At 43.4% G+C, this 20,593-nt stretch carries 15 protein-coding genes and 1 tRNA gene; 11 read left to right on the forward strand and 5 right to left on the reverse strand.

What is annotated here, in order from left to right; all coding sequences use genetic code 11:
• Positions 1 to 44: 44 nt before the first annotated feature.
• The 3 genes from P7F88_RS13605 to P7F88_RS13615 form a co-directional block, all read right to left on the reverse strand.
• Positions 45 to 1,430, reverse strand: a complete 1,386-nt coding sequence (locus P7F88_RS13605; RefSeq protein ID WP_277825530.1) for a TRAP transporter large permease — start codon at positions 1,428 to 1,430, stop codon at positions 45 to 47.
• A complete protein-coding gene (locus tag P7F88_RS13610) occupies positions 1,420 to 1,959 on the reverse strand; it encodes a TRAP transporter small permease subunit (protein ID WP_277825532.1) in 540 nt (179 codons plus the stop codon). Before P7F88_RS13610 ends, P7F88_RS13605 begins: the two co-directional genes overlap by 11 nt.
• Positions 1,960 to 2,026: 67 nt before the next feature.
• Complete coding sequence (locus P7F88_RS13615) at positions 2,027 to 3,094, reverse strand: TRAP transporter substrate-binding protein (RefSeq protein ID WP_277825534.1); 1,068 nt, start codon at positions 3,092 to 3,094, stop codon at positions 2,027 to 2,029.
• Positions 3,095 to 3,316: 222 nt separating this feature from the next.
• On the opposite strand from P7F88_RS13615, the gene P7F88_RS13620 reads away from it, so the two are divergent.
• The 8 genes from P7F88_RS13620 to ilvN all read left to right on the forward strand — a co-directional run bounded on the left by P7F88_RS13620 (position 3,317) and on the right by ilvN (position 13,112).
• Positions 3,317 to 4,702 (forward strand): cache domain-containing protein, encoded by a 1,386-nt coding sequence (locus P7F88_RS13620; protein WP_277825536.1) that lies wholly within the window; start codon positions 3,317 to 3,319, stop codon positions 4,700 to 4,702.
• On the forward strand, positions 4,699 to 5,328 hold the full coding sequence (locus P7F88_RS13625) for a response regulator (protein ID WP_277825538.1): 630 nt from the start codon (positions 4,699 to 4,701) through the stop codon (positions 5,326 to 5,328). The genes P7F88_RS13620 and P7F88_RS13625 overlap by 4 nt, the downstream gene beginning before the upstream one ends.
• A 100-nt stretch (positions 5,329 to 5,428) precedes the next feature.
• Positions 5,429 to 5,956 carry a phosphatase PAP2 family protein gene (locus tag P7F88_RS13630; RefSeq protein WP_277825540.1) on the forward strand — a complete coding sequence of 176 codons (528 nt, stop codon included), beginning with the start codon at positions 5,429 to 5,431 and terminating at the stop codon, positions 5,954 to 5,956.
• Between the two features lie 6 nt (positions 5,957 to 5,962).
• The gene (locus P7F88_RS13635; RefSeq protein WP_277825544.1) at positions 5,963 to 7,015 is read left to right on the forward strand and encodes an MJ1255/VC2487 family glycosyltransferase; all 1,053 of its coding nucleotides are present in this window, start codon (positions 5,963 to 5,965) and stop codon (positions 7,013 to 7,015) included.
• A 471-nt stretch (positions 7,016 to 7,486) separates the two neighbouring features.
• Positions 7,487 to 8,452, forward strand: a complete 966-nt coding sequence (leuO, locus tag P7F88_RS13640) for a transcriptional regulator LeuO (RefSeq protein WP_277825546.1) — start codon at positions 7,487 to 7,489, stop codon at positions 8,450 to 8,452.
• Positions 8,453 to 8,664: 212 nt separating this feature from the next.
• Positions 8,665 to 10,473 carry an AMP-dependent synthetase/ligase gene (locus P7F88_RS13645; RefSeq protein ID WP_277825547.1) on the forward strand — a complete coding sequence of 603 codons (1,809 nt, stop codon included), beginning with the start codon at positions 8,665 to 8,667 and terminating at the stop codon, positions 10,471 to 10,473.
• A 426-nt stretch (positions 10,474 to 10,899) separates the two neighbouring features.
• Positions 10,900 to 12,618: an acetolactate synthase 3 large subunit gene (locus P7F88_RS13650; protein ID WP_277825549.1), complete on the forward strand. Its 1,719-nt coding sequence runs from the start codon at positions 10,900 to 10,902 to the stop codon at positions 12,616 to 12,618.
• Positions 12,618 to 13,112 (forward strand): acetolactate synthase small subunit, encoded by a 495-nt coding sequence (gene ilvN, locus P7F88_RS13655; RefSeq protein ID WP_277825551.1) that lies wholly within the window; start codon positions 12,618 to 12,620, stop codon positions 13,110 to 13,112. The genes P7F88_RS13650 and ilvN overlap by 1 nt, the downstream gene beginning before the upstream one ends.
• A gap of 790 nt (positions 13,113 to 13,902) precedes the next feature.
• Here the strand turns inward: ilvN and pykF are convergent.
• Positions 13,903 to 15,315: a pyruvate kinase PykF gene (pykF, locus tag P7F88_RS13660; RefSeq protein ID WP_277825554.1), complete on the reverse strand. Its 1,413-nt coding sequence runs from the start codon at positions 15,313 to 15,315 to the stop codon at positions 13,903 to 13,905.
• Positions 15,316 to 15,750: 435 nt separating this feature from the next.
• Between pykF and P7F88_RS13665 the strand changes: the two genes are divergently transcribed.
• From P7F88_RS13665 to P7F88_RS13675, 3 genes are all read left to right on the forward strand, one after another.
• Positions 15,751 to 16,518 (forward strand): DeoR/GlpR family DNA-binding transcription regulator, encoded by a 768-nt coding sequence (locus P7F88_RS13665; RefSeq protein WP_277825556.1) that lies wholly within the window; start codon positions 15,751 to 15,753, stop codon positions 16,516 to 16,518.
• A gap of 86 nt (positions 16,519 to 16,604) precedes the next feature.
• A complete protein-coding gene (glmS, locus tag P7F88_RS13670) occupies positions 16,605 to 18,437 on the forward strand; it encodes a glutamine--fructose-6-phosphate transaminase (isomerizing) (protein ID WP_277825558.1) in 1,833 nt (610 codons plus the stop codon).
• A 122-nt stretch (positions 18,438 to 18,559) separates the two neighbouring features.
• Positions 18,560 to 18,646 (forward strand) — tRNA-Leu (locus tag P7F88_RS13675).
• Between the two features lie 62 nt (positions 18,647 to 18,708).
• Here P7F88_RS13675 and P7F88_RS13680 read toward each other — a convergent pair.
• Positions 18,709 to 20,478 (reverse strand): lysophospholipid acyltransferase family protein, encoded by a 1,770-nt coding sequence (locus P7F88_RS13680; RefSeq protein WP_277825560.1) that lies wholly within the window; start codon positions 20,476 to 20,478, stop codon positions 18,709 to 18,711.
• Positions 20,479 to 20,593: the final 115 nt, after the last annotated feature.

The raw sequence follows: 20,593 nt of genomic DNA on the forward strand, positions 1-20,593 counted from the left end.
TCTATGCGTGAGTTAAGGAGGGCTTAGCCCTCCTTAACTCGTTATTATCCGTAAGCTACACTTGGGAACCAGAGTACCAGTTGTGGCCAGGCTATCAGACATACCAGTGCGATTAGCTGGATGATGATAAAAGGAATAACCCCTCTATATATATCTTTCAACGCAACGCCTTCCGGGCAAACTCCTTTCAGGTAGAAGAGAGCAAAGCCGACGGGTGGAGTCAGGAAGCTCGTTTGCAGAGCCATTGCCACCAACATTACGAACCATACCAGGCTTGGGTTATCTACCACGCCATGACCGTCTAACTCTATACCTAAGCTGCTTACCACAGGTGCAAGAAGGGGTAGTGCTATCAAGGTAATTTCAATCCAGTCCAGGAAGAAGCCAAGCAAGAATACGATAAACAGTATAAAAGCGATAATTCCATATGGCCCAAACGGTAGCCCGCTCAAGAATGACTCTATAAGCTCATCTCCTCCCAATTCTCGTAACACCAAAGCGAAACAGGAAGCACCTAGGAAGATCATAAAGATATAAGCTGTCGTGCCATATGAGGTGAGTAATACTTCTTTTAATACCTTGAGATTCAATTTACGGTTGTAGGCTGCAAGCATAGTCGCACCCATTGCACCAATACCAGAAGCTTCGGTTGGTGTAGCAATACCCGCAAAGATTGAACCAAGAACCACGAAGATGAGGATCACTGTTGGGGTAATATCTTTGAATACCTGAAAGATCAGGCTCCAGTCGACAGGCTTTACATCATCTGGAATCGGTGCGTTTTCAGGGTTCAGCTTGCCGACAATCAAGATGTAAGCAATATATAGTGAACCCAGTAGTAAACCAGGCAAAATCGCCCCCATAAACAGGTCACCAACGGACAGACCTAGCTGATCCGCCATGATAACTAGCATTATGGAAGGCGGAAGAAGAATACCTAACGTACCTGCTGATGCAACGGTCCCTAATGCTAATGGTAGGTGGTATCCCTGACGCATCATGGTTGGCAGAGACATAACAGTAAGCAAGACAACAGATGCACCGATAATGCCCGTGGAGGCAGCCAGAATAATCCCGATAGCCATAACAGTTACGGCCAGACCACCATGAACCTTACCGAATAAAGCCTGCATTGATGCCATTAGCTTTTCTGCAATACCAGACTTATCAAGCATGTTTCCCATAAAGATAAACATAGGAAGGGCAACCAGAATCCAGTTGTCCATGATCTTAAAGATCCGGTTTACCACCAAGCCAAGACTGGTGTAATCAAGCCCGGTAAACGTATCAAGATAGATATCAGCATAGTAACCAACAGCAGCAAATATTACGCCGATTCCGCCAAGCACATAGGCTACCGGAATACCGGTAAACAGCAGCAGGATAAAAGAGCCAAACATGGCGATAACAATCCATTCATTAGCTTCCATGAGATGCTCCTTTTGTAATGGTTTCCAGGTTTCTGAGTACTCGTGCCAGCAGCGATAGCAACAGCAAGGCAAAACTCACGGGAATAACGCTCTTTATCAACCAGCGAAATGGAAGCCCGGATGGTGATGAAGAACTTTCGTTTACGCGCCATGATTCGTAAGCAAAATCATAAGAGTGAAGAATGACGATGATGACAAAAGGCGCGGCGAGAAACAGGATTCCAATCAGGTCGATAATGGCCTGCTTTTTCGCGCTAAAAGTGTGATAAAAGAGGTCAACTCGCACATGAAGATTTGATATCTGAGCATACGCGGTACCAAACATTACCGCAGTTGCATAAAGGTGCCATTGCAACTCTTCCAGAGCGATCTGCCCGTTGGAAAAAACTTTTCGCAAGATGACCTGAATGATAATAACAGCCACCAGTGCCAAATTCGTCCAGGCAAAAACCTTGCTGACTGCGGTAATTAAGTTCTCTATACGAAGATAGAAAGGAACTGAGGGAGGTGAAGATACAACCTTGTTCATGGACTCCTCCTAAAAAATGCCAGCCCCTGGGGGAGGACAGTGGGGCTGACATTGGTTAGCTATTTAATTATTGACGGGTGGCGCGAGGTAGGAATGCGTTGGCTTCCCAAAGCTCATAGCCTTTTCGGAACTCACTCAGGTCTTTCCAGACTTTATTAAAGAACGGATCTGAAGATGTCTTCTCATCGACCACCTCCATCCAGGTCGTCTCGAACAAGTTAAGCATTTCATCGTTCCAGTAACGGATCTCTACGCCATTTTCTTTCGCTTTCTGCATGACGCTAAACTGCATAGCTTCACCTTCTGCAATGGAATAAGTCATGGTTGCCATACAGGTTGTTTCAACAGCGCTTTGCTGCGCTTCATCCATCTTGTTCCAGGTGTCTTTGTTAATCAGCAGTTCAAAGACGGTTGATTGTTGATGCCAGCCAGGGAAATAGTTGTACTTCACCACTTTATGGAAGCCTAAACGTTGGTCGATAGCTGGCTGAGAAAATTCAGAAGCGTCGATTGCACCTTTTTCCAGAGCACCAAAGATCTCGCCCCCAGGTAGCTGCACGGTACCAACTCCTAGCTTCTCCATAACTGATGCACCAAGGCCAAAGAAGCGCATGTTCAAACCTTTCAGGTCTTCAGGTTTCTCAATTGGTTTTTTAAACCAGCCAGATGTTTCCGGAGAAATGATGGCGCAAGGCAGAACTTTCACGTTGTAGCCGCCCTGGTCGTACATCTCCTGATAAAGCTTCAGGCCATTGCCGAAATATAACCACGCCATGTATTCACCAGCCTCAGGTCCAAAAGGTACAGCAGAAAATAGTGCTGAAGCTGGAAGTTTGCCTTGCCAGTAACCGGCAGTTGCATAACCGGAGTTCACTTTACCCGTTGATACGGCATCAAGAATTTCTGCAGGGTTTACTAACTTGCCTGGCTCGTAAATCTTCATCTTAATGGTACCACCGGAAGTGGCTGTAATATGGTCTGCATACCATTTGATAGGTGTGCCAAGTGCAGGAAGGTGGGTTCCGAATGCAACCGGGGTTTTGAGCAAAATTTTGCCGGCTGCGTTTGCACTTACAGCAAATCCCGTTGATGCTAGAGCAATAGTGGTAGCGAGGGCGACTTTCTTGAAATTCATTTCGTTCTCCTTATCAGGAATATCCTTGATTTACGTTTTAAATGTGAACATCGTGTGGTAATTATTGTTAATGTGATGTTACATTTGAGCTTAAGTTTAGAATGGTTGTTTCTATGGCTCTATTGGGATAAATGCGCAAATTTTGTCGGTATTTTGTGCAGTTTTTACGATGTCTTGTCCGTATTACTACGTACTTTTGTTTGATGTTATAGCGGTGGAATTATGAGTTTTATCAGTAATAGAAAGTTAAAAATTAACATTATTTTGCTTTCGATAGTTCCTCTGGTTCTGGTGGTTACTATTGTTGCTAGCATATTGTTTAGTCAGGCAAAACAGCTGGTGGCTGATGAGGTTCATATAACCAGAAGCAACATCATGGCGGCGAAAAAACAGGAGTTGAAACAGTACGTCGAACTGGCAGTAAAAAGCATCACGCCTTATTACGATAGTTCAGAGCTGGATGAGCGAGAAGCGAAGCGATTAGTTGCAGAAAAGTTGAGCGCGCTCACATATGGCAGTGATGGATACTTCTTTGCGTACACCTGGGAAGGGGATTCTCTGGTGCTTCCTTACCAGAAAGAGAGGGTTGGAAAAAACTGGTGGGAAGTGGAAGATTTCCATGGCAAGAAGTTGATTCAGGAGTTGGTTCGGGTTTCCCGTGAGGGAGGGGGATTTGTTGATTATTTCTGGCATAAACCTTCTAAGCAAGAGCCGCTACCTAAGCTTAGTTATGCAGTATCACTAGATAAGTGGCAGTGGATGGTGGGAACCGGTATTTATCTGGATGATGTCGAACGACAGATGCTACATATGCAGAGTGGCTTCGATGAAAACGTGGGTAAAAGTTCCTCCGCTCTGTTTGTGGTGGTGTTTATCGCAGTCTCTGTCATAGCAGGCCTAGGAGCATCACTGAACTTAAATGTGAGAAGGTTGGCAAACCAACAACTTAGTCTATTAAATCAACAGATTATCGATTCTCAGGAAAATGAGAGAAAGCGGGTTTCCAGAGAGCTTCATGACGGCGTTAACCAACTATTGGTGGCGGCTAAGTATCGCCTTGATAACTTGGCCCAGGAAAAAGATGACGCTAAAAAAGAGCAGGAGCTTACGGCGAGCAAAAGCGCAATGGAGCACGCTATTGTGGAGCTCAGGAGGATCTCAAGAGATCTTCGACCACCTCAGTTAGATGATCTTGGTTTAGTTGCTGGTATCGAGGCTTATATCAATGAGTTGAGAAGCAGAACCGATCTGGAGCTCATTTTTGAACATGACATTGATGATATCGAAATGCTACCAGAGGTAGAAACTACGTTATACAGGGTGGTTCAGGAGTCTCTGCATAACGTAGAAAAACACGCTGAAGCTCAGGGAGTGGATGTGATTTTACAGCGTGAAGGTCATATGATTATTCTAACAGTGAGTGATGACGGAAGAGGTATATCTCCAAACTTACTCAAAACAAAGAAAGGACGTACTCCGTTGTTGGAGCATATGGGGTTGCAGAATATGCGAGAAAGAATCCAGGCCATTGGTGGTGACTTTAAGGTTGCCAGCACACCAGGAGAGGGCACAGAAGTGCGGGTCAGTCTGAATATGGAGTTTATATGATTAGCTTGATTTTGGCGGATGATCATCGCCTTATGCAGGATGGGTTAAAGTCCAGACTAGAACGAGAAGACAATTTCCAGATTATAAAGTGTGTCGGGACTGGGACAGAAGCTTATGAAGCCACTCAAGAACTGAAGCCTGATGTGTTGCTTCTTGATATCAATATGCCTGGATTAAATGGCATTGAGGTATTGGAGAAGCTGAAATCAGAAGGTTCGGAGACGTCAGTGGTTATGCTTTCTATGCACGATACCAAAGAGTATGTTGTTCGTTCTATGAAATCCGGAGCAAAAGGTTATGTTTTAAAAGATGTGGGTTCTGATGAGCTTGTAATGGCAATCAATCAGGTGGCTCAGGGGCGTTCGTATCTTAGCTCTCAGGCATCGGATAAGTTGCTCGAACAGTTTAATGAAGAGCCAAAACAGAAGGATGAAACGCTTTCTAAGAGAGAGTCGGATGTGCTTAAAGCTATAGTGAATGGCTATTGCAACAAAGATATAGCCAATTCTTTGCATATTAGCGTCCGTACTGTAGAAACTCACAGGCTTCGCATCAAGAAAAAGCTAGGTGTAACCTCAACCGCTGGGCTTGTAAAGATTGCCCTTGAAAAGGGCTTAGTTCATTAAAATTAGATGAAACTGTAATCAATTATAAAAAAGAGCGTCACCTTGCTGTCATTTGAATACCCTAGATTTGAGGGAGATTGGAACCTCTAGTAAGGAGTCTATGATGCGAATAGAGCCTATTGCCAAAATTGATTTAGCATTTTCGCTATTTTGCCTGTCACACAAGTTCAACAATCACGTTGCTCGCGTAAGTAAAGCAATCTCACATACTGGCGACGGTCACCTTTATGTTGTTATCGGTTTGCTCGCCTGGTGGATGGAGCCCGTTTTTGGGAGCTTGTTTTTAGTTACAGGTCTTGCCGCGTTTGCTATTGAACTACCAATTTACTGGGTAACCAAGAATAGTTTTCGCCGACGTCGACCAGAAGAGCTATCTGCCAAATTAAACTCTTTTATTACTCCTTCTGACAGATACAGCTTGCCATCAGGTCATACCGCTGCTGCTTTTGTAATGGCTACTCTAATCGGACATTTTTATCCGGAAGTTTATTCAGGAGTGGTTATCTGGGCTACTTTGATTGGCGCCGCCAGAATACTGTTAGGTGTTCATTTTCTGACGGATGTGGTTATTGGTGCAGCCCTTGGTATTGGTAGCGCAACCGCTGCAATATCTCTTATCGGAGTGTAACAAATTTTGAAGATACTTTATGGCGTCCAGGGCACCGGTAACGGTCATAGTGCTCGTGCGAGAGCGATGGCTTATGCACTGAAAGAGCGTAATGTCGATGTAGATTTCCTTTTTAGCGGTCGGGAGGAATCAAAATACTTTTCGATGGAAGCTTTTGGTGACTATCAGACTCGCCAAGGTCTGACTTTTGTTACTGAGCAAGGAAGGATCAATTACGTCAAAACAGCTTTTAACAACAACATTCTGAAATTGCACAAAGAAGTTAAAGAACTTGATTTATCCGCTTATGATCTTGTGGTTAATGACTTCGAGCCCATTTCCGCATGGGCTGCAAAGTTGCAGAAAGTGCCTTGCATTGGTATTAGCCATCAAAACGCTTTCCGTTTTGATGTTCCCAAAAAAGGAGAAAGCTGGCTTGATCAGAGTATTATCAAAAACTTTGCGCCGGCAGACTTTCTGATTGGTTTGCACTGGTATCACTTTGGACAGCCGATTCTGCCGCCAATTGTACACACCAACCATCACCATAATGTAGCAAAGGAGGCTTTTGTTTTGGTTTATCTGCCATTTGAAAGCGCGGAAGATATTACCGCATTATTACTAAGGTTCATGAATCAAAAGTTCATCTGCTATCACCCCGATATTAATGACGAGCAGGTAATGGAAAATATTCACCTTAAACCGCTATCGCATAGTAATTTTCAACGTGACTTACACAAGTGCCAGGGCGTTATTGCTAATGGTGGATTCGAACTTCCTTCGGAGTCTTTGATACTTGGAAAAAAGCTGCTGTTAAAACCTTTATCGGGTCAGTTTGAGCAAGAAAGCAATGTTGCTACATTAGAGACGTTAGGGCTGGCGAATTCGATGGACCATTTGGATCCAACAGCGGTGAGGACATGGTTGGATGAACAGGATACAGAGAGTGTAAATTATCCTGATGTAGCAGGTCATATTGCCGATTGGCTACTTGAAGGTGATTGGGAAGTTCAAGAAGGTTTGTGGAAATCACTGTGGGATAAAGTTGATTTCCCGAGCCACGCAGTAATTCACGATTGATGTTCGATCTATAAGTAGCGATTAAGTATCACTGTAAAAAGCTGTCTAATTGGACAGCTTTTTACGTTAAAACCTACTACAAATAATTCGGCAAAAACATATCGAAAATGCTCATAATTATCCTACATATATATAATGCTTATGAGTGTCTATATAAACATATAAAATTGCCATTTATATTTTTTTATATTTAATGTTAATGTCATGTTTTATATGGTCTTTTTTGTTTTTTAACTAAAACATACTAATTATTTGTAAAACTAATTGATGTTGCTATCTGGTTCGTGGATAGTAGCCCCAAGCCGAAAAATTTGTCGGACAAATAATATAATCAATACAGGTTTCTATTCCGTGACTTTTAGTCACACATAATTGGACAAAAGACCATAACTCAGGAGGAGGATCCTGAGATTATCGTTGTCCTCCTACCGTAATTTATGTCCTAGTTTAAAGATGACACGAGGCGCATCAATGTTGAATAAAAATGAATTGAATAGTGCAGCGACAGCTTATCGAATGGAATCGACACTTCGCGGAGTAGACCTAAACCTACTAACTGTTTTTGACGCAGTAATGCAAGAGCAGAACATTACAAGAGCAGCTCATAACCTTGGTATGTCACAACCAGCAGTTAGCAACGCTGTATCTCGTCTGAAAGTTATGTTCAATGACGAGTTGTTCATGCGTCATGGTCGTGGTATCCAGCCAACACAGCGTGCTCGCCAATTGTTTGGTCCTATCCGTCAGGCGCTACAGCTTGTCCGTAATGAACTACCTTCTTCGATCTTCACTCCGGAAACTTCAAGTCGCATGTTTAAGCTTGCGATTTGCAGCCCGTGTGATGTGAGATTTGCACCTAAAATTCTTGCGGGAATCGGTGAAAAAGCGCCAAGTATCCAGTTACATGTGGATGCAGATTTTGACCTGAATCTATCTGAAAAGATGCGTTATCAGGAAGTGGATTTTGTTGTTGATTACGCACGTTTTGAGCAACCTGGCTTCTCAAGCACTGAAATCTTCAGCGACGAGCTTGTTGTTGTGGCTTCAACAAGCCATCCTCGCATCGGTGATACTATTTCTGAAAAAGAACTGCTAGCAGAAAAACATGCGAAGCTTTCTAAGATGCACGGCATGCGTAGCTTCTCTGAGCAAGCATATCGCGATATCGATATACAGGCTGCTTACAAAGGTACTAGCCTTAGCAACATCCTTTATGTTGTTAGCCAGTCAGAATTAGTGACTGTGGCACCTCGCTGGCTGGTTGAAAACTTGCCACACAACGAGCAGCTTAAGATTCTAAGTTTCCCTCTGGCAAATAAACGTATCAGCGGATTCCTAAGCTGGCATGAGTCTAGTGAAAAAGACAAAGGTCACATCTGGATGCGTGATCAACTGATGATGATTTGTGGCGAAGCAGTGGCTTCAACTCAACGTTAATCATTTGTATAAAAAGATTATAAAAAAACACCAATAAGCGTATTGCTTATTGGTGTTTTTTATTTCTGGAGGGCAAATCTGACCAACCTAGTTACAGGACACATTTTTTATAAATTTAACAGTTAAGACATGGATTCTTAGTTGCCTTTTCATTAGCCGGAGGTACACTTGTACGCCGAATTAGCTTACATGTGTAAGCCACAGGTAGAAAGATGGCCAATTTAGATTTTCATATAGTAACAAGAATCAGGGACCAGGTTGCACGAGGTGGTGAACGTACAGCACTTCGTCATAAAGTAAATAATGCATGGAAGAGCATTAGCTGGAAGCAATTTGGTGAGAAGCTAGACGCACTGTCGCTAGCACTTTTGGCTCAGGGATTGAAAGTACAGGACAAGATCGGCATATTCTCGAACAATATGCCCCGGTGGACGATTGCCGATGTAGGTGCATTGCAGATCCGTTGTATCACCGTTCCTATTTATCCAACCAATACCGCTGATCAGGCGGCTTACATTACACAAAATGCCGATGTAAAAGTACTGTTCGTGGGCGAACAGCCTCAGTTTGATGCAGCGATAAGTACGTTCGAACAATGTGAAAAGCTTGAGCTGATCGTTGCTATGTCTGATGACATCGATCTAAAAGAACACCCGGCAGCGATTTCCTGGAGCGCATTTATTGCCAAAGGTATGCAGGAATATCAGGAACAGCTAAATGAGCGCCTAAGCGGTGCTGATATGGATGACTTGTTTACGCTGATATATACGTCTGGCACTACGGGGCAGCCGAAGGGCGTTATGCTTGATTATCGTAATATGGGGTTTCAGTGCGATAGCCACGATAAGAGCATGACAGTAACGCCTGATGATGTTTCTCTGGCTTTCCTTCCGCTATCTCATGTATATGAAAGAGCATGGACTTTTTATGTTCTTTATAAAGGCGCTACTAACTGCTACCTACAAGACACCATGCAGGTGAGAGATGCACTTGGTGAAATAAAACCAACAGTAATGTGTGCAGTGCCTCGTTTCTACGAAAAAATCTTCTCAGCCATTCACGAGAAGGTTCAACGAGCGCCAGTTCAGAGAAAGCTTGTATTTACCTGGGCGGTAAATATGGGCGCGAGAGTTGCAGCATGTAAGCAAGAGGGGCGTGAGCCTTCATGGCTTCTTAAAAGAAGCTACAAGTTTGCAGATAAGGTTGTTTTAAAGAAGTTGCGTGACCTTCTCGGTGGCAGAATCAACTTCATGCCATGTGGTGGTGCGAAACTGGATGCCACAATTGGACGTTTTTTTCATGCTATTGGTATCAATGTTAAACTTGGCTACGGCATGACAGAGACAACCGCGACAGTTTCTTGCTGGAGAGACAATGTTTTTAATCCTGACTCTATCGGTACACTAATCCCTGGAGCAGAAGTTAAAATTGGCGCTGACAACGAGATTTTAGTTCGTGGTCCGATGGTGATGCGCGGCTACTATAAAATGCCTGAAGAAACAGCTAAAACCTTTGACGAACAAGGTTTCCTTAAAACAGGTGATGCGGGTGAGTTCGACGCAGATGGTAACCTGTTTATTACCGATCGCATTAAAGAGCTTATGAAAACATCTGGTGGTAAGTATATTGCTCCTCAGGTGGTAGAGGGCGCGATTGGTAAAGATCACTTTATTGAGCAAATTGCTGTCATAGCGGATACGCGTAAGTTTGTTTCTGCTTTGATTGTTCCTAGCTACGAAGCGCTGGAAGAGTACGCCAAAGAGCTAAACATCAAGTATCATGATCGTTTAGAGCTTTTAAAGCATAGTCAGATCGTAGAGATGCTTGATAAGCGTGTGGCTGAACTGCAAAAAGATTTGGCTAAGTTTGAGCAGGTGAAGAAGTTCACTTTGCTACCAAAAGCATTCTCAATGGACAAAGGTGAGCTAACGCCGACTCAGAAACTTCGTCGTAAAGTGATTCAAGAACGCTACGAAGATGAGATTGAAGAAATGTACTCAGAAAAGAAAAGCGATAAGTAGCCGACTCTAAAAATGAGATCATAAGCCCATTAATCCCTTTGGATTAGTGGGCTTTTTTTAGTGAAAAATCCAGCCAATAATTCCTTTAATCTAAACCTATGATAATAATCAGAACATTTGTCTGTATAAAGTTCAGCCTAAAGAGATTCATGTTTTTTTGGATTCCCCCTTGATTTAGCTTCTGTAAAGCTGGAAATTAGAGTGAAAACGCAAGGGTATCCCTTGCGTTTGTCATGAACATATCGCTATTAGAACACGTTTAAGCTGTACCTCTGTTCCTGCTTTATAGCGGTATTTTTTAGGCTACGAATAAGCCCTAACATGAAATACGACAATCGGAAAAATAGGTTACAGGTTACAGGTTACAGGTAACGTGCCTCATCAGGCCTATTGGAGCTGTATTGTGCGTATTAAGGAGACAACTCAATGGAAATGTTATCCGGCGCGGATATGGTTGTACGCTCTTTGATCGACGAAGGCGTTGAACACATCTTTGGCTACCCAGGTGGCTCAGTTCTAGACATCTATGATGCTCTTCATGAAAAAAGCGATATTGAACACGTATTAGTTCGTCATGAGCAGGCTGCTGTGCATATGGCCGATGGCTACGCTCGTGCAACAGGTCAAACTGGTGTCGTTCTTGTAACATCAGGACCGGGCGCAACCAATGCGATAACAGGCATTGCAACTGCTTACATGGACTCTGCTCCTATGGTTGTGCTATCTGGTCAGGTGCCGGGAACACTGATCGGTAATGATGCATTTCAGGAATGTGATATGGTGGGCATCTCTCGCCCTGTAGTAAAACACAGCTTTTTGGTAACCGATCCTCAGACTATTCCAGAAATCATTAAAAAGGCATTTTACCTTGCCTCAACAGGTCGCCCAGGACCAGTTGTAGTCGATCTTCCTAAGGATATGCTTAACCCATTAGTTAAGTTTCCATATGAATACCCAGAATCTATCAAGATGCGTTCATATAACCCGACAACATCAGGCCACAAAGGCCAGATTAAGAAAGGACTGAAGGCGCTTCTTGAAGCAAAAAAACCAGTGCTATACATTGGTGGTGGCGCAATTATCTCAGAGTGTCACGAGCAGATCCTATCCTTAGCTGAGAAACTGAATATCCCGGTAATAAATACCCTTATGGGCCTGGGTGCTTTCCCAGGAACCCACAAGAATAATCTCGGTATGCTTGGCATGCATGGTACATACGAAGCAAACATGGCGATGCATAATGCTGACCTGATATTTGGTATCGGCGTTCGATTTGATGACAGAACAACAAACAACGTAGAAAAATACTGTCCGAATGCGAAAATTATGCATATCGATATCGACCCGTCTTCTATTTCCAAAACTATTCGTGCTGATCTACCAATTGTCGGCTCTGCGGAAGTTGTACTGGATGCGATGTTAAAGCTGCTTGAAGAGCAAAATAGCACTAATGACCATGATGCGATTGAGCAGTGGTGGAAAGAGATTAATGTATGGCAGGAACGTAAGTGCCTGAGTTACGACACGTCATCGGACAGAATTAAACCTCAGCAGGTTATTGAAACTCTGTACAAGCTAACTAACGGAGACGCTTACGTTGCTTCGGATGTTGGTCAGCACCAGATGTTTGCTGCACATTACTATCCGTTTGATAAGCCGCGTCGCTGGATCAACTCTGGTGGCCTTGGAACCATGGGCTTTGGCCTTCCAGCCGCTATGGGCATTAAGTTTGCGATGCCTCAGGAAGAAGTGGTTGTAGTTACTGGTGACGGAAGTATCCAGATGAACATTCAGGAGCTTTCTACTGCAATGCAGTACGATATTCCGGTTAAGATCATCAACCTGAACAACCGTTTCCTTGGGATGGTTAAGCAGTGGCAGGATATGATTTATCAAGGTCGCCACTCTCATTCTTATATGGACTCCGTTCCAGACTTTGCCGCTATTGCAGAAGCATATGGCCATGTTGGAATTCGCATCTCTTCAAAAGATGAGCTGGAATCTGGTCTTGAGAAAGCGTTGAGCATGAAAGATAAACTAGTGTTTGTCGATATCAATGTGGATGAGACCGAGCACGTATACCCAATGCAGATTAAGGGCGAGGGTATGGATAAAATGTGGCTAAGCAAAACGGAGAGAACCTAATGAGACATATTATTTCCCTATTATTAGAAAACCAGCCAGGCTCTCTTTCCCGCGTTGTAGGTCTGTTTTCTCAGCGTGGTTATAACATCGAGTCTTTGACAGTTTCACCAACGGATGATGAGACGCTTTCTCGTCTGAATATTACAACCGATAGTGATGACATGGTTTTGGAACAGATTGAGAAGCAACTGAACAAGTTGGTCGATATTCTTAAAGTTCAGGAAGTCACAGAGCATCAACATATTGAACGTGAACTGATGCTTGTTAAAGTAAAAGCTGGTGGGCAGGCTCGCGAAGAAGTGAAACGTTTATCTGATATCTTCCGTGGTCAAATTGTTGATGTGACATCATCGCTCTATACCATTCAGCTTACTGGTAGCAGTGGCAAACTGGATGCGTTCATTACTTCTATTTCAGACATCACGGATGTGATTGAAGTTGCCCGAAGTGGAGTAGTTGGAATTGTCCGTGGTGACAGAGCATTGAAAGCGTAAACTTTAGCTGTTCAAATGAGATACTAAAAAAAGGGACGGTACAGTCCCTTTTTTCTGCGCTATAAGTCATTGGAGATAAATAAAACCTTCTCCTTCTACAGCACAAATGTCTCTGCAACCGCCTAAAAAAACATCATTAGACTAAAGTATAACCTCATTTTGTGCTTGAGCTATAATTGCAAATGAGTAAACTGAGTGTTTTATAAACAACTCCCAGTTAGCTTATCTAGGACGAGTCGCGGTATTCCGTGCTTTATTAAGGAAATCATACTGTCTGGGTACATGGGGCTATTGTATGTTAACGCAATCTCTAGTGAGGCTTACCGTCGGAAGTCTAGTAATACTTGGTATCAAACTTTCTGCAATTTACTTTTTGCCAATGGTATTACTACTCAATACACATCATAAAGAATTCTTTGGATGGTAAGGAAAAATCGGAGCAAATGCTCCGATTTTTTATATCTGAAATTCAACCGCTTGAACGAAGTGAGCTGTCTGCGAATTAGACTAAGGTCTAATTTGGTGGGGGAGTCACCGAATGCAAACTCGTTCCCACGCTCTGCGTGGTAATGCCTACCTAGCTTTCATTTATCTACGTACTGACTAATTTCAGCATCTAGTTCTGTGCTAAAGGGAATAGTTTAACTCAGATATGAATTCCCACGCAGGAGCGTGGGAACTAGGGAATTCCATCAGGTATACACGGTAAACCCATGATAGAAGTCTGAGTCAAACAGAAAATAAAAAAGGAGAGCCGAGGCTCTCCTTTCAGTATCTGAAATACGACGTCTTATAGTACGTGTACAGATGCAGTGTTAGTTGTACCAGAAGCAACTAGAGCACCAGATACCATTACTACGATATCGCCTTTCTTACCAAGACCAGTTTCAAGAGCTAGCTCTTTACCGCTTGTGTAGAATGCGTCAGTGTTAGCGAACTCTTCAACAACGATTGGGCGAACACCCTTAGTTAGTGCAAGCTGAGCTGCAGTCTTCTGGTTAGAAGTAAGAGCCAGAATGTTTGCAGTTGGGAAGTACTTACGGATAGAACGCGCAGACTTACCACCTTCAGTTGCAACAACGATTAGTGGAGCAGCTAGTTTCTCGGAAGTATCTACAGCACCTTTACATACTGCTTCAGTGATACGTAGACGTGGGCTGTCCAGACGGTCACCTAGCTCAGCTTTAAGAGCTGAATCAGTACGGTTAGCGATTTGAGCCATGATAGTTACAGCTTCAACAGGGTACTTACCTTTAGCAGTTTCACCAGAAAGCATTACTGCATCAGTACCGTCCATGATTGCGTTCGCAACGTCACCAGCTTCTGCACGAGTTGGGCGTGGGTTCTTGATCATAGAGTCAAGCATCTGAGTTGCAGTGATAACCATCTTACGTGCACGGTTACACTTCTCGATCATCATCTTCTGAGCGAAGATTACTTCTTCAGCCGGGATTTCAACACCTAGGTCACCACGAGCAACCATGATACCGTCAGAAAGCTCTAGGATTTCGTCGAAGTTATCAACGCCTTCCTGGTTTTCGATCTTAGAGATGATGTGGATGTCAGAACCGCCGTTCGCGTCTAGTAGCTCACGGATTTCTTTAACGTCAGCCGCTTTACGGATGAAAGATGCAGCAACGAAGTCAACGCCTTGCTCACAACCGAATTTAAGGTCAGCTTTGTCTTTCTCAGAAAGAGCTGGAAGCTGTACAGATACGCCTGGAAGGTTAACACCTTTATTTTCGCCTAGTGCACCGTTGTTAAGAACTTTACACTTAACTTCAGTTTCAGAAGTAGAGATAACTTCCATTTCGATTAGGCCGTCATCTACAAGGATAGTGTTACCAGCTGTTAGGTCAGCAGCAAAACCAGTGTAAGTTACAGCAACGATGTCTTTGTTACCTACAACAGAAGCATCTGTTGTGAAAGTGAATTCTTGACCAGCTACTAGATCAACGTCATCGCCGTTTTCTAGCTTGATAGTACGGATTTCTGGACCCTTAGTATCAAGAAGGATAGCTAGCTCTTTTTGCTGTTCTGCAATGATAGTGCGGAAGTTAGCAATACGAGTACCATGCTCTTCAAAGTCACCGTGTGAGAAGTTCAGGCGCATTACGTTCATGCCTGCATTTACTAGTTCACGTAGCTTCTCAACAGATTCTGTTTTAGGGCCAATCGTACATACGATTTTGGTCTTTTTCATGGAAAATACTCTCCGGTAAGTATAGTTACAGTTTTAAATTTAGTTCATTCAGGAGTAAGTACATAAGAAAGAAAATGACAACATTTTTTAGTTCACTTTCTGTTCGCTACCTGAGGAGGCAACTTCCTGAATTTATATCAATTAATACGGCAGACCCAGTTTCACAATGGCTGGATGTGCGGTTTACATCTCAAATACAAGTACAACACTTTCAATGTTATCAGTGAAAGATTGCAAAAAAATAACGACTAATTCTGTAATTTTTTTTCTTTTCGGCGCGAATTCTAACACTGAATCTGACCAAGATCACTTCTCAGAATTGTTTTAGGACAAGGTTTTTGCTCAAAATATTTAATTTTTGCATCAAAAAAATAGACATCTAGGTTACGAAGTGAATATAATTCTTTCGATTCGTAACTTATAACTTTCGATTTAATGACTAAAAGAAATACACAATTGCGTCGGCATATGATTTCAAAGCTCGTTGACGAGCTAGGCGAAATCAGCGTTGAAGAACTTGCTCAGCGTTTCGATACCTCAGAAGTGACAATCAGAAAAGATCTCGCGTCTCTTGAATCCAATGGTCTACTATTAAGAAGATATGGTGGTGCTATCTCTATTCCGAAAGAAGTAGTGACTGAAGGTCTGTCTTTGCAGGTTTCGGAACGAAAGATTAAAATTTCGAAATGTGCAGCAGAGCTAATTAAGGACCATAATCGCATTGTGATCGACAGCGGAAGTACAACAGGTGCCCTGATTCCGAGAATGAATGACAAGCATGGCCTTGTAGTGATGACTAATTCATTGTATGTCGCTAATGCATTGAAAGAATTAGAAAATGAGCCGACGTTGCTTATGACTGGTGGGACGTGGGATAACCGTTCAGACTCTTTTCAGGGGCAGGTGGCGGAATCTGTTTTGCGTTCCTACGATTTTGACCAGCTATTTGTTGGTGCTGATGGTGTGGATATTGCGCGAGGTACTACAACGTTCAACGAGATGACAGGCCTGAGTAATGTGATGGCGGAGGTGTCTCGTGAGGTCATCGTTATGATTGAATCCGACAAAGTTGGAAGAAAAATACCAAATTTAGAATTGTCCTGGGAGAAGATCGACATCCTGGTTACGGATGCAATGCTTCCAGACGAACAAAAAGTACAAATTGAATCTCATGGTGTTCGCGTACTGCGAGCGTCAAATTAAAAACAAGTATCGTTAATTTACTTTCCTGTCATAACGTTCTGCTTGCGACGCAGGAAAGAAACAAAAAATAAAATGGAGACATTCCTATGTGTGGAATCGTAGGTGCGGTAGCACAACGTGATGTGGCTGAAATTTTGGTTGAGGGCCTTCGCCGCCTTGAATATCGTGGATATGACTCTGCGGGTGTTGCTGTAGTGGATGCAGAGAGCAATCTGACTCGTGTACGTCGTCTTGGTAAGGTTCAGGAATTGGCTGACGCTGTTGAAGCTGCAAACGTAATTGGCGGTACAGGCATCGCTCATACACGCTGGGCAACTCACGGTGAACCATCCGAAGCAAACGCTCATCCTCATATGTCTGGTGACATCGCGGTTGTACACAACGGTATTATCGAAAACTACGAAGAGCTGCGTGAAGTATTGAAAGCGCGCGGTTATGTATTTGAATCAGAGACGGATACAGAAGTCATCGCTCACTTAGTGGAGTGGGAATACCGTACCTCAGATACTCTTATCGAAGCTCTGCATAAAACAGCAGCCCAGCTTGAAGGTGCATACGGTACAGTAATTGTTGATCGTAAAGATCCTGAGCGCCTAGTTGTTGCGCGTTCTGGTAGCCCGATTGTTGTGGGTTACGGTGTCGGAGAAAACTTCCTGGCTTCTGACCAACTTGCTCTTCTAAGCGTAACTCGCCGCTTTAGCTACCTTGAAGAAGGTGATGTGGCTGAAATTACTCGCCGTGAAGTAAATATCCTTGATGTAAATGGTAAACCTGTAGAGCGTGAGATTATTGAATCAACGGTTGAGCTTGATGCTGGTACAAAAGCTGGTTACCGCCACTTTATGCAGAAAGAGATCTTTGAGCAACCTACTTCTATGAAGAATGTTATGGAAGGCAGAGTAACCAATGATAGCGTTATTACTGAAAGCATTGGTGTAAATGCGGTAGAGATTCTGTCTAAGGTTGAGCACGTACAGATCATCGCTTGTGGTACTTCTTACAACTCAGGTATGGCTGCTCGCTACTGGTTTGAAGATATTGCAGGCGTAAGCTGTGATGTGGAAATCGCTTCTGAGTTCCGTTACCGTAACTTTGTAACTCGCCCGAATAGCTTACTTATCACTCTTTCTCAGTCTGGTGAAACCGCCGATACTCTAGCTGCACTTCGAATCGCAAAAGAGAAAGGTTACATGTCTGCAATGACTATCTGTAACGTATCTGGTTCTTCGATGGTGCGCGAGTCTGATATCGCGTTTATGACCCGTGCTGGTACAGAGATCGGCGTGGCATCAACAAAGGCATTTACTACTCAGCTAACAGCAATGCTGATGCTTGTTACCGCTATCGGTAAACATCAGGGGCGTGTAGATGCAGCCAAAGAAGCAGAAATCGTAAAAGAGATCCATGCTCTTCCTGTTTATATGGAAAGCGCTCTGGCATATGACAAAGAGATTGAAACGCTGGCTGAAGACTTTGCTGACAAGCAGCACGCTATGTTCCTTGGTCGCGGTGAGTACTATCCAATCGCAATGGAAGCAGCGCTTAAGATGAAAGAGATTTCTTACATCCATGCGGAAGCTTACGCAGCTGGTGAACTTAAGCATGGACCTTTGGCTCTGATTGATGCAGATATGCCAGTTGTGGTTATTGCGCCAACCAATGACCTGCTTGAGAAGCTGAAGTCGAACGTTGAAGAAGTACGTGCACGCGGCGGTCTGCTATATGTATTCGCTGGTGAAAATGCAGGCTTTGAAAGCGATGAAAACATGAAAGTGATCAAGATGCCTCCGGTGAGTGAAATTATCGCACCTATCTTCTACACAGTACCAACACAGCTACTTGCTTACCATGTAGCTTTAATCAAAGGTACTGACGTAGACCAGCCACGTAACCTGGCTAAAGCGGTGACGGTTGAGTAATGATTGAGGGGGGTAATAGTCCCCTTTATGACCACTTAACAAACGGATTTCAACTTGAGCTCACAAATCAGATTAAATTCGCTTTAAATATCTGACAACGAAGCGGATTATCTGATTTACAGGCAGATGTGGTGGAATTGGTAGACACGCTAGCTTCAGGTGCTAGTGGCCTCACGGCCGTGGGAGTTCAAGTCTCCCCATCTGCACCAGTTTTAGACTCGGCAGAGTGAATAAAGCCCGCTTTTTTGGCGGGCTTTGCTGTATTTTGAATTTATCTTTCTACAACTTCGTGGCGGGAAAGGTAATCAACACTCTCTTCTGAACCCATATAGCGACCTAATGTCTTTTGACGAACCTTACGTAAGTCAACCACAATCAACCCGTCTAGTGCGTCGTTGAACGCAGGATCAACATTAAAGCACACCAGTTTACCGTTTAAGCCAAGATATTGTCTTAACAGTACCGGCACCCCTTTTCCTATATCTACGCGTCCTATAACCCGGGAAAGCAACTGAAGATCACCAAGCGCGGTAAGTAAGCTGGTATTCCATGAAGATGGCTTACTCTTAAGTGGATTGGATGCAGTTACACACTTAGCACTTTCTACATCGTAATGATGTAGCGTCATGGTTTCAGCCAGAAGCTGACGTGCTTCATGGCTATAGTCGTTGCTTATACTCACCGGGCCAAAGAGGTGAGTGTAACTTGGATTACGATGAACAAAGGTCGCAATACCTTTCCAAAGCAGGAGAAGCGCACTCATGCTACGTTGGTACTCTTCACCAATCACAGAGCGTCCCATTTCTATAGCTTGACCGTTATTCATTTTGTTTAGAAAGCGTTGGTCATAATTGAACAAGGTTCTTGAATAAAGGCCATCCAGTTTCTGAGACTCCATGATCTTATCGACCAGTCCAAGGCGATAAGCGCCAACTAGCTTTTGATTCTCTCTATCCCAGACAAACAAGTGAAGATAATAGTTGTCGAACTCGTCAATATCTAACGCAAGCCCTGTACCTTCGCCTACTTTACGGAAATTTATTTCGCGCAGGCGGCCTATCTCGTGCATTAAAGCTGGTATTTTGTCTGCTGTGGTGCAGTAAACATCAAAGTCTGCGCTAGACAGTAGGTGTGCTTGCTCTGGTAGTGCGTCAATATCCGCCAATATTGCATCTACTGGGAGCGCGTCAGCAACAGGCTCTGCGTTTTCATTGTTATGCATAGTTTGGGCTGACGGGTAAGCGCTTCTATTTAGAAGATAAGTATTTAAGCGAAGGTAATTAACCAGGCTTTTGTCATCCAGGTTATTCACTTCTTTGTACTTAATTGCATCACCAATAGCGATGGAAATCGTATCTTGTTTTTTGTTGAGCAACTCGCGACCAAGCATCAGTGTTCGCAGCAGAGGATGGATTTTACCTGCCATATAGAAGTTTTGTGAGTTCATGCCATTGATAAACATAGGCACGGTTACCGCTTTATTTTTACGTATCAAGGAACTAACTGAGCGGCTCCACTCTTTATCTTCCAGTTTTTTTGCCTTTCTATCGACCAGTTGAGATACTTCTCCAGCCGGAAACATAAGTAATAAACCACCATCAGCAAGGTGCTTATTTGCAGCTCTGAGTGCTCGCATATTTGCTCTGGTTGCATCTTGGGTTTCGAAGACATCCACACCAATAAATAATTTATCCAGCTCGGGAACTGTTTTCAGGTATTGATTAGCCAGTACTTGAATGTCACTTCTTACCGAAAGCAGTATCTCTGCCAGAATAACACCTTCAACACATCCAAGAGGGTGGTTTGCTACAACGACGGTAGCTCCTTTTTCCGGAATGGAGTTGAGTGAACCGTGCATCACCTGATAATCAATCCCCAGTATTTCCAGAGTAAAGCGAAGAAACTCCTGGGTATTACAGCCAGCAGGACGTTGAGCATAAAACTTGTCTAGTGTACTAAGACCGGTTGCCCATTCTGCGAATGACTCTCCGATACCAAATGGTGTTTTCCTTGGAAGGCGAAATGGACTGACACTTTCCATAGCTTGCTACCTCAATATTCACGTAATGATTTCAAGGTATGCTATGAAGTTTAAGTTGCAAATAAGCGTCAGTTAAATGAGAAGATGGTGACAGCTTGATTACAAATAAATGTCA

The organism is Vibrio hannami, assembly GCF_029589055.1.
Classification (GTDB): Bacteria; Pseudomonadota; Gammaproteobacteria; order Enterobacterales; family Vibrionaceae; genus Vibrio; species Vibrio hannami.

Coding starts and splice junctions, on each gene's coding strand:
- pykF (WP_277825554.1), bottom strand. CDS start 15,315: ATGAAAAAGACCAAAATCGTATGTACGATTGGCCCTAAAACAGAATCT.
- P7F88_RS13630 (WP_277825540.1), top strand. CDS start 5,429: ATGATGCGAATAGAGCCTATTGCCAAAATTGATTTAGCATTTTCGCTA.
- P7F88_RS13665 (WP_277825556.1), top strand. CDS start 15,751: ATGACTAAAAGAAATACACAATTGCGTCGGCATATGATTTCAAAGCTC.
- P7F88_RS13680 (WP_277825560.1), bottom strand. CDS start 20,478: ATGGAAAGTGTCAGTCCATTTCGCCTTCCAAGGAAAACACCATTTGGT.
- P7F88_RS13615 (WP_277825534.1), bottom strand. CDS start 3,094: ATGAATTTCAAGAAAGTCGCCCTCGCTACCACTATTGCTCTAGCATCA.
- P7F88_RS13645 (WP_277825547.1), top strand. CDS start 8,665: ATGGCCAATTTAGATTTTCATATAGTAACAAGAATCAGGGACCAGGTT.
- glmS (WP_277825558.1), top strand. CDS start 16,605: ATGTGTGGAATCGTAGGTGCGGTAGCACAACGTGATGTGGCTGAAATT.
- ilvN (WP_277825551.1), top strand. CDS start 12,618: ATGAGACATATTATTTCCCTATTATTAGAAAACCAGCCAGGCTCTCTT.
- P7F88_RS13625 (WP_277825538.1), top strand. CDS start 4,699: ATGATTAGCTTGATTTTGGCGGATGATCATCGCCTTATGCAGGATGGG.
- P7F88_RS13620 (WP_277825536.1), top strand. CDS start 3,317: ATGAGTTTTATCAGTAATAGAAAGTTAAAAATTAACATTATTTTGCTT.
- P7F88_RS13650 (WP_277825549.1), top strand. CDS start 10,900: ATGGAAATGTTATCCGGCGCGGATATGGTTGTACGCTCTTTGATCGAC.
- P7F88_RS13605 (WP_277825530.1), bottom strand. CDS start 1,430: ATGGAAGCTAATGAATGGATTGTTATCGCCATGTTTGGCTCTTTTATC.
- leuO (WP_277825546.1), top strand. CDS start 7,487: ATGTTGAATAAAAATGAATTGAATAGTGCAGCGACAGCTTATCGAATG.
- P7F88_RS13610 (WP_277825532.1), bottom strand. CDS start 1,959: ATGAACAAGGTTGTATCTTCACCTCCCTCAGTTCCTTTCTATCTTCGT.